At 62.8% G+C, this 14,795-nt stretch carries 12 protein-coding genes; 1 reads left to right on the top strand and 11 read right to left on the bottom strand.

Translation table 11 applies throughout. The annotated features are described in order from the left end of the window. Positions 1-2: 2 nt before the first annotated feature. The 10 genes from K410_RS0135385 to K410_RS0135425 all read right to left on the bottom strand — a co-directional run bounded on the left by K410_RS0135385 (position 3) and on the right by K410_RS0135425 (position 11,755). Positions 3-1,928: an AMP-dependent synthetase/ligase gene (locus tag K410_RS0135385; protein WP_028139128.1), complete on the bottom strand. Its 1,926-nt coding sequence runs from the start codon at positions 1,926-1,928 to the stop codon at positions 3-5. After that, a complete protein-coding gene (locus tag K410_RS0135390) occupies positions 1,915-2,544 on the bottom strand; it encodes an ABC transporter ATP-binding protein (protein WP_349509817.1) in 630 nt (209 codons plus the stop codon). The genes K410_RS0135385 and K410_RS0135390 overlap by 14 nt, the downstream gene beginning before the upstream one ends. Before the next feature lie 316 nt (positions 2,545-2,860). Beyond that, positions 2,861-3,628: an enoyl-CoA hydratase/isomerase family protein gene (locus K410_RS0135395; protein ID WP_024342810.1), complete on the bottom strand. Its 768-nt coding sequence runs from the start codon at positions 3,626-3,628 to the stop codon at positions 2,861-2,863. A 30-nt stretch (positions 3,629-3,658) separates the two neighbouring features. Further along, positions 3,659-4,090, bottom strand: a complete 432-nt coding sequence (locus K410_RS41195; protein ID WP_245269631.1) for an acyl-CoA carboxylase biotin carboxyl carrier protein subunit — start codon at positions 4,088-4,090, stop codon at positions 3,659-3,661. Continuing rightward, a complete protein-coding gene (locus K410_RS0135400) occupies positions 4,087-5,655 on the bottom strand; it encodes an acetyl-CoA carboxylase biotin carboxylase subunit (protein WP_245269633.1) in 1,569 nt (522 codons plus the stop codon). The genes K410_RS41195 and K410_RS0135400 overlap by 4 nt, the downstream gene beginning before the upstream one ends. Before the next feature lie 16 nt (positions 5,656-5,671). Then, complete coding sequence (locus K410_RS0135405) at positions 5,672-7,279, bottom strand: acyl-CoA carboxylase subunit beta (RefSeq protein WP_028139129.1); 1,608 nt, start codon at positions 7,277-7,279, stop codon at positions 5,672-5,674. Positions 7,280-7,290: 11 nt separating this feature from the next. Beyond that, positions 7,291-8,451, bottom strand: coding sequence for an acyl-CoA dehydrogenase family protein (locus K410_RS0135410; RefSeq protein WP_028139130.1), 1,161 nt, complete (start codon positions 8,449-8,451; stop codon positions 7,291-7,293). Between the two features lie 165 nt (positions 8,452-8,616). Beyond that, complete coding sequence (locus tag K410_RS0135415; RefSeq protein ID WP_028139131.1) at positions 8,617-9,036, bottom strand: Zn-ribbon domain-containing OB-fold protein; 420 nt, start codon at positions 9,034-9,036, stop codon at positions 8,617-8,619. Further along, positions 9,033-10,214, bottom strand: coding sequence for a thiolase C-terminal domain-containing protein (locus K410_RS0135420; protein ID WP_028139132.1), 1,182 nt, complete (start codon positions 10,212-10,214; stop codon positions 9,033-9,035). The genes K410_RS0135415 and K410_RS0135420 overlap by 4 nt, the downstream gene beginning before the upstream one ends. After that, positions 10,211-11,755: a class I adenylate-forming enzyme family protein gene (locus tag K410_RS0135425; RefSeq protein WP_049820498.1), complete on the bottom strand. Its 1,545-nt coding sequence runs from the start codon at positions 11,753-11,755 to the stop codon at positions 10,211-10,213. Before K410_RS0135425 ends, K410_RS0135420 begins: the two co-directional genes overlap by 4 nt. Before the next feature lie 179 nt (positions 11,756-11,934). Between K410_RS0135425 and K410_RS0135430 the strand changes: the two genes are divergently transcribed. After that, the gene (locus tag K410_RS0135430; RefSeq protein WP_028139134.1) at positions 11,935-12,744 is read left to right on the top strand and encodes an enoyl-CoA hydratase/isomerase family protein; all 810 of its coding nucleotides are present in this window, start codon (positions 11,935-11,937) and stop codon (positions 12,742-12,744) included. Between the two features lie 38 nt (positions 12,745-12,782). Here K410_RS0135430 and K410_RS0135435 read toward each other — a convergent pair whose 3' ends face one another. Next, a complete protein-coding gene (locus tag K410_RS0135435) occupies positions 12,783-14,747 on the bottom strand; it encodes an AMP-binding protein (protein WP_028139135.1) in 1,965 nt (654 codons plus the stop codon). Between the last annotated feature and the right edge of the window lie 48 nt (positions 14,748-14,795).

Here is a 14,795-nt window from a genome sequence, read left to right on the forward strand (position 1 = left end):
CGTCAGGCCTCCTGCACCGAAAGCGTGCGCTCGATGACGCCGACTTCGCCGGACTCGTAGCTGACCTGCGCCTTCATCAGGACGCTCGTCTTTCGATCGTAGATCGCATCGATGATCGGTTTGTAACGCTCCTCGACGACGTTGCGGCGGATCTTGCGGGTGCGGGTCACTTCGCCATCATCCGGGTCGAATTCCTTATGCAGGCAGACGAACTGCTTGAGCTGCAATCCCTCCGGCAGGGTGCCGTTGACGTGCTTGACGGCAGAGCCGATCAGCTTGATCACCTCCGGCTTCTGCGAGAGATCAGCGCAAGACATATAGGAGATGCCGCGCAGTTCGGCCCACAGGCCGACCGCGTCCTTGTCGATACACACCAGCGTTGCCAGCGTATCGCGGTCGCGGCCGAGTACCGCTGCATCCTTGATGTAAGGGCTGAACTTCAGGCGGTTCTCGATGTAATTCGGAATGTATCGCTCGCCCTTGGCGGTATGCACGACATCAGACAGGCGGCCGAGCACGACGAGGTGACCGTCCGGCTCGACATAGCCGGCGTCGCCGGTATGCAGCCAGCCATCCTCGAGGCTCTCGCGTGTCGCCTGTTCCTGCTTGAAGTAGCCGCTGAACACGCTGCCGGAGCGGATCATGATCTCGCCGGACTCGCTGATCTTGACGTCGACACCGGGTAGCGGCCGCCCGACCGTGTGGAGCCGGACTTCGTCCAGTCCCTGGATCGCGTTGTACGCGCTGCTCTCGGTCTGGCCGTAGAGCTGGCGCAGCTTAATGCCGAGCGCGCGGTAGAAGATGAACGTGTCTTCGCCCATCGCTTCGCCGCCGGTGAAGGCGCCACGCAGCCGGGTGAGGCCGAACTGGTCCTTGATTGGGCCGGACACCAGCAACTCGCACAACGGGGCGAGCAGTTTCTGCTTCAGTGTCGGCTCCTTGCCCCCGAGCTTGCGTTTCTCGGCATTGATGGCGGACGTGATCAGCGCGTCGTAGATGCGACGCTTGAGCCAAGAGGAATCCTCGACGCGCACCTGAATGGTCGTTAGCAGGTTGTCCCAGCTGCGGGGAGCGGCGAGATAGAATGTCGGCGCGATCTCTCGCAGGTTCTGCAGCACGGTTTCCTGCCGCTCGGGAATATTGATGGTGAAGTGCAGCGGAATGCCGCCGCCCATCGTCATTGCGAAGTCGCCGATCCAGGCCATCGGTAGATAGGCGAGGATATCTTCACCAAAATCGAACGCCTTGCCCTGATAGGCGTTGCGGACGCCGGACAGCAGATTGCGATGCGAGAGTACCACGCCCTTCGGCTTGCCGGTGCTCCCCGACGAATGCACGAACACAGCGGGGCCATTAGGGCCCGCGCGCGCGATCAGCTCTGCCCGTGCGTCATTCGAGGCTGCAAGACGCTCTGCGCCCTTGGCCTGAACCCCATCCCATGAGATCAGCCCCGGGTTGGAATAGGAGGCGAGGCCGCGTGGGTCGTCATAGACGATGTGGTCGATCGCGGAGCCTTGCTCGCGCAGCTCCAGCGTCTTGTCGACCTGCTCCTGGTCTTCGGCGAGCACGAACCGCGCGCCGCCTTCATGGACGAAATGTTTGATCTCCTCGAGCGTGGCATCGGGATAGGCCGGCATCGCGTAGCCGCCGAGCGCGCCCGCGGCCAGCATGCCGGCGTAGAGGCGAGGGCGGTTATCGCCGAGCACCAGCATGACTTCGCCGGCCTTGAAGCCGAGTGCTTCCAGTCCCGCGGCACAGCGCAGCACGATGTCGCAAAACTCGCACCACGTCATCTCCTGCCAGATACCCCTACGTTTTTCTCGAACCGCTACGCGATCCGGAAAAACTTCGGCATTGCGAGCTAGCACGCGGATTAGCGTGGTATTTGTCTCGAAATTCCAGGCCGCGGTCTGGTCAGTGCGCGCCATGGGCGCCCCCGATATAGGCCTCGACCACCCGCGGGTCGGCGATGACGTCGGCAGGAATACCGCTGCCGATCATCGCTCCGTAATTCAGCGCCAGCATCCGGTCGCAGATGCCGGTGATGACGTCCATATGATGTTCGATCAACAGCACGGTGACGCCGCGCTCGTCGCGGGCATCGAGGATAAACCGCGCCATGTATTCCTTTTCTTCTTGGTTCATGCCGGCCATCGGCTCGTCCAGCACCAGGAAACTCGGCTCCGCGGCCAGCGCGCGCGCCAGTTCGACGCGCTTCTTGAGGCCGATCGGGATGACGTCGACGAGTTCGTCGCGCACGCCTTCAAGCTGCAGGAATTCGATGACTTCTTCCACTGCGGCGCGGTTCGCGGTCTCGTCACGGCGGCCGAGCCACCAGTACAGCGCGGTGCGCGCCACGCTCGGCTTCATGTGGATGTGACGGCCGAGCAGGATATTGTCGAGTACGCTCATGCCGTTGAACAGCGCGAGATTCTGGAAGGTGCGGGCGACACCGAGCGTTGCGATGTAATGCGGCGCAAGACCGGTGATGTCGCGGCCGTTGAGCAGGATGCGGCCGCGCTGCGGCGGATAGAAGCCCGTGATCGGCGTTGGTGAGGGTGGTCTTGCCGCACCCGTTCGGGCCGACCAGGCCGAAGATCTCGCCGCGTTCGATATGCATGTCGATACCGTTGAGCGCGACGATCCCGCCAAACCGTCGCTCGACGGATTGGCATTGCAATACCGGACCGGATGTCCCGCCAGCAAACGACAAACTGTCTCTCCAACGCGTTGTTATTTTTGGCTTAGTGGGTTCGAGACCCCGCCGATTTCTTGTCTGGCGAAGCTAACGAACGTTCGATTTCAAGGCAAGGCGGCGAGGGTACGGCAGCTTGTCGATTCCGCCCGCAAAAGCCGTCTACTACTTTTCTCTAAATCTGGGCTGACGCTTTTCCCGGAATGCGGCGATTCCTTCGCGCGCATCCTCGTGCATGAACAGGAACGGGAAACCGTCGATGACATGACGCATGTCGTCGCCGCCCAACCCGCGATTGTAGAACGACTTCGCCATCCGCACTGCGAGCCGCGGCTTGGCGGCGATCTGTTCGGCAAAGGCGAGAGCATTGGCGAGCAGTTCGGCATGCGGCGCCACGCGGAGCGCAATGCCGAGCCGGCAGGCTTCTTCGGCCGAGATCGGATCGCCGAGAACGCTCAGCTCCTTGGCCTTGGCGCGGCCGACGATCCCTTGCAGGCGAACGATCGCAAAGCCCGGCAGCAGGCCCAGCTTGATCTCTGGAACGGCGAATTTGGCGCGGTCGGAGGCGATGATGAAATCGGAGGCAATCGCGAGTTCGAAGCCGCCGCCATAGGCGATGCCGTTGACGGCAGAAATCACGATCTTGCGGGTGTTCTCCGGCGCTGCCAGCACTTCCATCGCGTCGATCAGGAAGCTGCGCGCCCTTTCCGGATCGAAGTCGAATTCGCCGATATTGGCTCCGGCGCAGAACGCCTTGTCGCCGTTGCCGGTGATGACGGCGACACGGATATTGTCATCCGCATCCGCCTGCTTCAGCCCTTCGAGGATGCCTTGGCGAATGCCTGGGCTCAGCGCGTTGAGCTTCTGCGGTTCGTCGAGCGTCAGGAGCGCGACCTTGCCTCTGGTTTCGTAATTGACCGATCCAAATCGCATGTCCCACTCCCTCGTCTTGTTGCTGGTATGTCAGGCCTGCCCGGCGGCTTCGACGACGACGACAATCGCATTGCGTTCGATGATCTCGTTGGCGCAGCAATTCACCGCTGATACCGTGCCGTCGATCTGGCTGCTGATACGCAATTCCATCTTCATCGATTCAAGGATCGCGACGACATCGCCAACCCTGACCTTGTCGCCGATGGCGACGTTGACCTTGCGGATCATGCCCATCATCGGGGCGCGCAGCTCTCCGCTCGCTTCCGTCGTTGCACTTATATAGGTCAGGTAGGGAATGGCGGTCAGCGTATGCACGCCGCGGCGATCATGCACGAACAGGGTTCGATCGTGCTGAAGAATGCGAACGGATTCGCGACGGCCGGCAATAATAGCGACGAAGGCGCCATCATCAGCGGGCAGAAGATTGACAGAAACCTTGTCGTTATTGACGCCGACGATCATGTGGCCGTCGGCTTGCTGCGGCGCAAACCGGATCTCCGCGCTGGCGCCTGCGGCTTCCAGATGCAGCACCGGAATCGGCGATAATCCGTCGCCGCCGGCCGCCATCTGCCACGCGGAGTTTCGCGCGTTTGCCACGGGTTGCTCGCCGCAAGCGGACGTTGCTGCATCAGCCAGAAGTACGCGCCGATCGCCGATGCCTTGACGTCCGGTCCGTCGGTCTTTTCGACGAGCTGATCGATCTGCTCGTCGATCAGGCGGGTATGGAAGGTGGCGTTGCGCGTTTCCGGCAGGGCGATCAGGCGCGCCAGAAAGCCCTGGTTAGTGGTGATGCCGAAGATCGAGGTGTCGCCGAGCGCATGGCTGAGCTGGTCGAGTGCCTCGTTGCGGGTCTTCGCATTCGAGATCAGCTTGGCCAGCATCGAGTCGTAATAGGGAGAGACGGACGATCCGCTTTCGACGCCGGTTTCGACCCGCACATCGGCTGAAGGGAAGCTGACATAGGCCAGGTCGCCCGTGCAGGGCATGAAATTGTCGGCAGCGTCTTCAGCACAAATCCGCGCTTCGACCGCGTGGCCGGCACAGGCGATATCGTCCTGTTCGAACGGCAGTCCTTCGCCGGCGGCGATACGGAGCATCAGTTCGACGATATCGATGCCGGTCACCATTTCGGTGACGGGATGCTCGACCTGAAGCCGCGGATTGACCTCGAGGAAGTAATAATTGTCGCCGCTGACGATGAATTCAACAGTGCCGACGCCGCGGTAGTTCAGGCGCTTGCCGAGCCGTGTCGCATCATCAGTCATGCGTTCCCGCAAGGGGACGGGGAGATTGGCGGCCGGTGCTTCCTCGATCAGCTTTTGGTGCCGCCGTTGCAGCGAACACTCGCGCTCGAACAGGTGAATGACGTTACCCTTGCCGTCGCCCGCAATCTGCACCTCGATATGGCGTCCACACTCGACCAGCTTCTCGACGATCAAGCCGGCGCTTCCGAACGAATTCTTCGCTTCGCGCATCGCGGCTTCGATTTCGCCCTCCAGGCCATCGGTTTTGGATACCGCGCGCATGCCCTTGCCGCCGCCGCCGGCCGCCGCCTTCAGCATCGCGGGCAGGCCGAGCTGCTTCACGATGCCAGCCACGGCCGCGACGTCCTCGCTCGGCATCTGGCTGCCGGGGACGGTCGGCACCCCGGCGGTCTCGGCCTCGCGCTTGGCGGAAGCCTTGTCACCGAGACGTTCGATCACTTCGGGAGTCGGTCCGATAAAGACAAGGCCCGCGGCTTCGACGGCGCGCGCGAATTCAGCGTTCTCGGCGAGGAAGCCGAAGCCGGGGTGGATGGCTTCCGCGCCAGCGGTCTTGGCCGCGGCAATGACGACGTCGATCTTGAGGTAACTGTCCGAAGCAGCGCCGCCGCCGATCAGGTAGGACTCACCGATGGTCCTGACGTGCAATGAGTCCGCATCGACCGACGAGTGAACGCCGGCCACCGCGACGCCGAGCTTGCGGCAGGTCCGCGCGATACGGCAGGCGATCTCGCCACGGTTCGCAATCAGGATTTTTTTGAACACCGGCAATCCTCCGTCGTCACATCCGGAACACGCCGAAATCGGTACGCTGTTGCGGCAGGCGGCCGGCGAGGTCGAGCAGCAGCGCCATCACGTTGCGGGTCTCGAGCGGGTCGATCACCATGTCGCACCAGATATTGCGGGCGAAGTTGTAGGCGTTGGCGAAATCCTCGAACTCCTTGCGCACCGGCGCGCGATAGGCCTCGCGTTCCTCGTCGGTCCAGCTCGTGCCCTCGCGCTTGTGGGCTTCGTCTCGGACCATCGCCAGCGTATTGGCGGCCTGGTCCGGGCCCATGATGGCGGAGCGGCCGTTCGGCCACATCATCATCGCGTTCGGACGGAAGGCGCGGCCGCACATCGACAGGTAGCCAGCGCCGTAGGCGTTGCCGATGATCAGCGTGTATTTCGGCACGTTGGCGCTCGCCATTGCCGTGATCATCTTGGCGCCGTGCTTGGAAATACCGCCTTCCTCGGCCTGGCGGCCGACCATGAAGCCGGTGACGTCGGCCATGAACAGCAGCGGAATGTTGCGCTTGCAGCAGAGGTCGATGAAGTGGGTCGCCTTCAGCGCACTCTCGGAGAACAGCACGCCGTTGTTGCAGAGGATGCCGATCTCGAAACCCATGATGCGGGCGAAACCTGTGATCAGTGTGTCGCCGTAGAGCGGCTTAAATTCGTGGAACTCGCTGTCGTCGACAAGGCGCGCGATGACGTCGCGGTTGTTGGTCGGCACCCGCGGGTCGGCGCTGATCAAGCCGTAGATGTCGGCCGGGTCCGCCAGCGGCGGGCGCGGCGGCGTCACACTCCAGCGCTGCTCTGGTATGTCGCCGAGACGAGCAACGATGTCGCGGGTGATCGCAATGGCGTGGCCGTCGCTTTCGGCCAGGTGATCGGTGACGCCACTGATGCGGCTATGCATCTCACCGCCGCCGAGTGCTTCGACGCCGACTTCTTCGTTGGTCGCGGCAAAAACGAGCTGCGGGCCGCCGAGGAACATGGCGCCCTGATTGCGCACGATCACGGTCTCATCGCACAGCGCCGGCATATAGGCGCCACCGGCCGTTGACGGACCGTGCACGACCGCGATCTGCGGAATGCCTTCGGCCGACATCCGGATCTGGTTGTAGAAGATCGAACCGAACTGGCCTTCATCCGGAAAAATATTCGGTTGGTCCGGCAGGTTGGCCCCGCCGGACTGCACGAGGGTGATGCAGGGCAGGCGATGCTGCCAGGCGAAGCGCTGCGCGCGAACATGCTTTTTGCAGGTGATGCCGTAATAAGTGCCGCCTTTCACGGTGGCATCGTTGGCGATGACCATGCAGGAGCGGCCGGACACCATGCCGACGCCGGTGATGATGCTGCCGCCGGGCGGCACGCCTTCATACATACCTTCGCCGGCCAACTGACAGAATTCCAGGAACGGCGAGCCGGGATCGAGCAAAGCCGTGATCCGCTCGCGCGGCAACAGTTGCTTGCGTTCCTTGTGCAGCTTGCGCGCCCGGTCGGGGCCGCCGACCGCGGCGGCGGCGCGACGAGCCTGGAGGTCCGCGACCCGCGCCTGATAGGCGTCGCGGTTGCGGACGAATTCCTCGCTCTCGGTCGAAACCTCTGAATTCATCGTGGCCATGGGCGTTCGACCTAATAGCTGCGCGGCAAGCCCATCACGTGCTCACCAATGTAATTGAGGATCATTTCGCGATTGAGCGGGGCGGTCTTCAGCAGCCGCACCATCGGAAAGATGTCGAAGATGCCGTATTCCTTGGTAAAACCGTTGCCGCCGTGGCACTGGATCGCCGTATCCACCGCCTTGATCGCAGCGTCGGCCGCGGCAAGTTTGGCCATGTTGGCGAACTCGCCGGCCTCGCGGCCCTGATCGAAGGCCCATGCGGCCTTCAGGGTCATCAGCGAGGCCATTTCGATATCGGTCTGCGAGCTCGCCAGCGGATGTTGCAGGCCTTGATAGGCGCCGATCGGCGTGTTGTTGAACACCTTGCGCTCGCGGACGTACTCGACGGCGCGGTTGAGCGCATAACGGCCGAGGCCGCAGCAGATCGACCCGACCAGAATCCGTTCGGGATTGAGGCTCTTGAAAAGAATGCTGAAACCCCTGTCGATCTCGCCGACGACATCTTCGGGGCCGAGATCGACGTCGAAGAACAATTGCCACTGCGTTTCCGGCGCGGTGATGCTGACCGGGATATATTGCTTTTGTAGCCCCTTGGCCTTGAGGTCCACGATGAACAGCGTGAAGCCCTCGGTCTTCTTGCCGACGTCGGTGTGCGGCTTGGTGCGGGCCACGACGAGGACGTAGTCGGCGCCGTCGGCATCGGTGATGAAGGTCTTCTGCCCGTTCAGCGCAAACCGGTTGCCGCGCCGGGTCGCCAGAGTCGTGGTGCGGATGGTGTTGGTGCCGGCATCGGGCTCGGTGATCGCGAAACAAAAGCGGGTCTTGCCGGAGCAGGCATCCGGCAGATAACGCGACTTCTGGGCGGTGGTGCCGTATTTGGCAATGAAGCCGAGGCTCATCGCCGCGCCGACGACGAGGTTGAGCAGAGGTATGCCGTTGTTCGACAGGCCTTCCAGGAACAGGTGCATCTCGGTCATGCCCTGGCCGGCGCCGCCGAATTCTTCGGGCACCATGGTGCCGACAAAACCGTCCTCGGCAATCTTTTGGTACAGCGCCTCGAGAAACACGCGCTTCTCCGCGCACTCCATCCAGTAGCGGCGGTCGAACTTCTTGGCGACGGTATTTCCATAGTCGAGGATCTGTCGCTGCTCGTGCGTGAGATCAAAGTCCATGGATCGGGCTCCGGTTGAAGAGGTCCGTCATGTTTAGGCAGAAAGAGCGCGGGATTTCAATCTAACAATTGTTAGAAATCGAACATTTGTTAGAAAATAATCGGAGAGGCAGCCGCGGGTTAACCCCGGTGTGGGGTGGGGCGAGATGGCGCAGGCGTAGTTAGATCAGGCGCGGCGGAATCGGGGCAGTGCGGTCTCGTCGTCGATGGCCTCGCAGACCAAAACGACATCCATGTCGAAGCTGACGTCCTCGGGGTTGCCGCCGGTGTAGGTGCTGATCATGCGCGGACCTTCTGCGAGGTCGACCAGCAACACCGCATAGGGCACGTCGTCCTTGAAGGCGGGACCGGGTGCGCGATGGACCACGCTGAAGGAATGCACCTTGCCGCGGCCGGATGCCGCGCGATGCGTCAGGCTCTCGCTGCCGCAGTTTCGGCACATGCCTTGCTGGTAATACTGGACGTTGCGGCAGTCATCGCAATGCTGCAACAGCAGCACGCCGTCGCGCAGGCCGCGCCACAATGCCGCGGAGTCCGCATCGGGCGAGGGCACCGGTTTCTGCTTGGCGTCTTCGCTCGAAATCACAGCGTGTTCTCCGTACCGAGGATCGTGGTCGCATTGGTCGCAAAGCCCGCGCCGAGGCTATGCACCAGGCCAAGTTCGGCGCCGACGACCTGCCGCTCGCCACACTGGCCGCGAAGTTGCGCGATCACTTCGTGGAAATGGAAGAACGAGCCGGGCATCCCCGGATGCGCAAAGGACAACAGCCCGCCATGGGTGTTGGACGGGATCTGTCCGCCATAGGTCATCTGCCCGTCAGCGACAAAGCGTCCGCCTTCGCCCTTGGGGCAGAAGCCGAGGTCTTCCAGCATCATGATCACGGTGCCGGTGAAGCAATCGTAGACCCCTGCGACGTGCATGTCCTTCGGGCCATATGCCGCCATCTCGTAGGCTTTGCGACTCGAGGTGATCGCACCGGTCGAAGTCAGCGATGGCATCAGGAAAATGTGCTCATGCGTGTAGCACTCGCCGCCGCCCAGGATGTAGATCGGTTTGGCGATGCCAAGTTCTTTGGCGTGTTCGGCAGAGGTCAGGATGAAGGCGGCGCCGCCATCCGAGATCAGCGAACAGTCGAGCTTGTGGTAGGGCGTCGTCACCCAGCCTGAATTGAGTACGTCGTCGACGGTGATCGGTTTGGTCTGCTGGGCGCCTGGCGTGCGTGACGCGTGACGCCGCGACACCACGGCGACTTCGGCCAATTGCTCGGCGGTCGTGCCGAACTCTTTCATGTGCCGGTGCGCGGTCATCGCAAAGGTGTTGGCGACGGGGATGCCGAACGGCATTTCGTATTGCTGGTCGCGGCTCTCGGTCAGCGAGCGCAGCGCCATGTCCGGCGTCAGGCCCGTCATCAGGCTGTCGCCAGCGGTGACCAGCACCACCTTGGCCAGCCCGCCCTGGATCGCGGCAGCGCCGATATTGAACATCGTCGCCGCCGTCGCGCCGGACACCTGCAGCGTGTTCGAGAAGGTCGGCTGGATGCCGAAATATTCGCTGAGGGCCACGCTGAAGCGGTGGAACGGCGAGGCAAAGGCGTGGCACGACAGCACGCCGTCGACGGCGCTCTTGTCGAGACCGGCGTCGGCCAGCGCTTTCTTGGAGGCATCCGCCGCGAGCCACAGTGGGCTTCGTCCGGGCACCTTGCCGACCGGGGACATGCCAATGCCGATGACGGCGACCTTGCCGCGCAGGGTGCTGTCGCTCATGTCGCGGTTCTCGAGTTGGTAGCCTTCAACCGGGCTTCGAGTTCGTGGCGCTGGACCTTGCCGCTGGTCGAGCGGGGAAATTCCGTGAAATCGATGAAGTTGAACTGCCGAGGCCGCTTGTAGGAAGCGAGGTCGCGGCGGCACAGTTCCAGCAGATCGTATTCGGTGATGCTGTCGTCGCGGCGGGCGATGAAGGCGATCGGAACCTCGCCCCATTTCTGGTCGGTCGCCCGGACGACCGCGGCTTCGGTGATGCGGCTGTCGCTCATCAGCACGCGCTCGATCTCGGCGGGATAGACGTTCTCGCCGCCCGACTTGATCAGGTATTTCACGCGGTCGACGAAATCGAGCGAGCCGTCTTCGTTGCGGCGGAATACGTCGCCCATGTGAAACCAGCCGCCGCGGAAATCACGGGCGTTGGTTTCGTGGGCCTGCCAGTATCCGGAGAACAACGTTGGCCCGCGCATCGCAAGCTCGCCCGGCATGCCTTGCTCGACTTCGCGGTCAGAGGGATCGACCAGCTTGATCTGGCAGAACGCGCTTTGTTGTTTTGACAGCCGTTCGGGAATTTCGCCGGGCGCGATCAGCGCACGGGTGGCCGGCGGCAGGCCGGTCTCGGTCGCGCCAAAACTGTTGAGGTAGGGCGCCTGCAACAGCTCAGTTACCTCCGCGATCGCATGCGGCGGCACCAGATCGGCCATCGCGCCGCAGACGCGCACGCCCTTCACCTTTGTCTTTTGCTGCTTCAGTCCGGCGGCAAAGGCCTCGACCATGCCGGGGATCAACACCAGCCAGCCGATCTCGTGACGTGACACGGCATCCAGTAACGGATCGACTTGAAAACCGTCGATCATCACAACTGTGGCGCCGCGCAGCAAAGTCGAGAGCGCGTGGTCTGTGGATGCCATGTGAAACATCGGCGCCCATGCAACGAAGGCATCGCGATGCGAGATGCCGAGTTCGGAACTGAACACCAGCGACCGCGCGATCATCGCGCGGTGCGAGACCACGGCGCCTTTCGGGAGCCCCGTGGTGCCGCTGGTATAGAGGATCACCAAGCCGTCTTCGGTTTGTGCAGCGGTCGGCGCCTCGTGATCCGACTGCTGTTGCATCAGACGTTCATAGGCCGGTCCGAGCTCTAGCGTCTTCCATGGTCCTGCGGCGAGATTGGCGCGCAGGTCCGGCTCGACAATCACGAGTTTCGGCGACACCAGTTCGAGGCAGTAAGTGAGTTCACGCGGCGACACTCGCCAGTTCTGACAGGCGGTGATGACGCCGAGATGGGCGGCTGCAAGTTCGATCTCGATATATTCAGGCCGATTGCGCGACAGCAGCGCGAGGCGGTCGCCGCGTTGCAGGCCGTGCGCCGAAAGCATCGCAGCCGCGCGCTCGACGCGGCCGCGCAACTCGCCGTAGCTGATGTTCCGACCCTGATACTCGATCGCGATGGCCGCCGGCTGAACCCTCGCGCGGCTGCGGAACAATTCGCCGACCGTCGGACCTGAGCCGGCTATCGCTGCACCATCGATTTCGGCAGTCATCTTCCGTTCACTCCCGGGGTATCTTCTTGCTTTATTAGCCCCTTTGTCGGATCGAAACTATACGCTTGCAGCGATATCCGATCAAACCTAAATTCTAACATCTGTTCGAAATCACCAAGACCGGTCGCACGCAGCGATCGGGGCGGCCGGGGACGGCTTGCCAGCAAAAGGAAGAGCCCATGTCGGACCGTTACGCCGCCTATACCAGCCTGAAGATCGATTATCCCTCGAAGCGGATCCTGCGGATCACGTTCGACCGCCCCGAAACCTACAACTCGGTCGATGCCGCGACCCACACGCAGCTCACCCACATCTGGCGCGACATCAACGACGATCCCGATATCAATGCCGTGATCGTCACCGGCGCTGGCAAGGCCTTCTCGGCCGGCGGCGACTTCGAGCTGATCAAGAGCATCCTCGACGATCCCAAGGCCCGCATGTCGACGTGGAAGGAGGCCAAGGACCTCGTCTACAATGTCATCAACTGCAACAAGCCGATCATTTCGGCCATCAACGGCGTCGCTGTCGGCGCCGGCCTCGTCGTCGGTATTCTCGCCGACGTCTCGATCTGCGGTAAATCCGCGCGTATCGTTGACGGCCATACCCGGCTCGGCGTGGCCGCTGGTGACGTCGCCTGTATCATCTGGCCGCTGCTGTGCGGGCTTGCGAAAGCGGAATACTACCTGCTGACCTGCAAGCCGCTGTCGGGCACCGAAGCCGAGCGCATCGGGCTGGTGTCGCTGTGCGTGGAAGACGCCGAATTGCAGAAGATCGCGCTGGAAACCGCGGAAGATCTCGCCACCGGCGCGCAAAGCGCGATCCGCTGGACCAAATACGCGCTCAACAACTGGCTCCGCGTCAACGGCCCGCTGTTCGACACCTCGACAGCACTGGAAATGCTGGGCTTCACCGGCCACGAGGCCCGCGAGGGTCTCGCGTCTCACCTCGAAAAGCGCAAGCCGGTATTCTCGCCGGATTGCCCGATCTGATCGGTGGCGAAGGGAAGGGCCGGTCTCCGGCTTTTCCCTCACATCGCCGCTAGCTTTTCGCGTAGCCGCTCGACTGCCTCGGGATTGGCCAGCGCGGAGAGATCGCCGGGGTCCTTGTTCTCGAACACCGCGCGCAGCACCCGGCGCATGATCTTCAGGTTACGCGTGCGCGGCAGGTCTTCGACGAACAGCACGGTTTCCGGCCGGTACGACGTGCCCATGCCGGTCACGATCGCCGACGACAGCAGCGTCGCGAGTTTCGAATCTCCCTTGACACCCGGCATCGGCACGCAGGCGCAGACGATCGCCGATCCCTTGACCGGATGCGAGATGCCGAACGCCGCGGCGTCGGCGAGCTTGCCGGTCGCGATCAGGATGCCCTCGAGTTCGGCAGGTCCCGTGCGCTTGCCCGAGATCTTGATGGTGTCGTCGGAACGGCCGAGAATGTAATAGAGCCCGTCGGTGCCGCGCATCGCGAAATCGCCGTGCACCCAGATTCCCGGAATCGTATTCCAGTAACTGTCGAGGTAGCGCGCGTCGGCCTTCCACAGGCTCTTGGTCAGGCCGATCGAGGAATGCCGCAGCACCAGTTCGCCGACGGTGCCGTCGGGAACCGGCGCTCCGGAGAGATCGACGATATCCGCGCCGACGCCCAGCGCAGGCCGCGAGAACGAGCCGGGGTTCATCGGGTGGTTGGGCGTGCCGGTAAAGATGCAGCCGCCGACTTCGGTCCCGCCGGAAATATTGATGATCGGAATCTTCTTCTTGCAGACGTGCTCGAAGAACCACCTCCACGGCGCCGTGGTCCAGGCTTCGCCGCCGGACGCCGTCATCCGCAGGCTGGAAAGATCGTAGTTCTCGACCTCTTCGCCATAGCGCATCAAGCTGCGCACGATCGTCGGCGATACGCCGAGATAAGTGACCTTGTGATCGGCGATCAGCCGCCAGAACCGCCCGGTATCGGGAAAGTCCGGCGTGCCTTCCGCGATCAACAAGCTGCCGCCGGTGATGCTCGGAATGCAGGCGCACATCGCGCCGACCATCCAGCCCATGTCGCTGAAGAAGAAGAACCGATCGGACGGCTTGAAGTCGCCACAGATGATCATGTCGCGGGTCACCATCGAGCCGATGAAGCCGATATGGGTCCAGACGCATCCCTTCGGCTCGCCGGTCGTGCCCGACGTGTAGAGCAGGATCGCAGGGTCTTCCGCCTGCATCTGTTCGGTCGCGAGCGTCGTCTCAGGACCGGCATCGGCATCGTCCCACCACCGGTCGCGGCCGTCGCGCATCGGCGTGTCGATCTCGAGTCCAGCGCGGCGGGCAACGATCACATGCTTGACCGACGGTGCGCCTTCGAGCGCGGTGTCCAGCACGGACTTGAGTGCACCCGGCGCGCCGCGGCGCCAGGTGCCGTTGGCGGTGATGACAGCCTTGGCTTCGCCGTGGTTGAGGCGGGACTGGATCGGAGCTGGGCCGAAGCCGGAGAACAGCGGCATCACGATCGCGCCGAGTTTCAGGATCGCGAAGAACGCCACGAATGTTTCCGGCAGGTTCGGCATGTAGATCGCAACGACGTCGCCGCGCCCGATGCCGAGATTGCGCAGGCCTTGTGCCAGCCGGGTCACTTCGGCGTCGAATTCGCGATAGCTCAGCGAGCGCCGTTCGTTCCTGTCTTCGCCCTCCCACACCAGGAAGGTCTGGTTCCAAACTGTCATGTCGCGGTGCTTATCGATGCAGTTCAGCACGATGTTGGTAGTGCCGCCAACGCACCAGCGCGCCCACGCTTCGCCCTTGGAGACGTCGAGCATCTGCTCGTAGTTCTTGTAGAACCTGACGTCGCAGAATTTGAAGACCTCCTGCATCAGCCAGGCTGGATCGGCCTCGGCCCGCGCGGCGAGGGCATCGTAATCCTTGTCGCCCGTCGCACGCAGGAAAGCGGTGAGGTTGCTCTGCGCCACGAGTTCCGCTGGCGGCGTCCAGATATAGGGCGTGGTGTCGCTCATGACGTTGTTACTTCGTGTTGTCGCGCCTGCCGGATGGCGCGGAAGCTA

Origin of the sequence: Bradyrhizobium sp. 22 (assembly GCF_000482425.1) — a bacterium.
Classification (GTDB): domain Bacteria; phylum Pseudomonadota; class Alphaproteobacteria; order Rhizobiales; family Xanthobacteraceae; genus Bradyrhizobium; species Bradyrhizobium japonicum_B.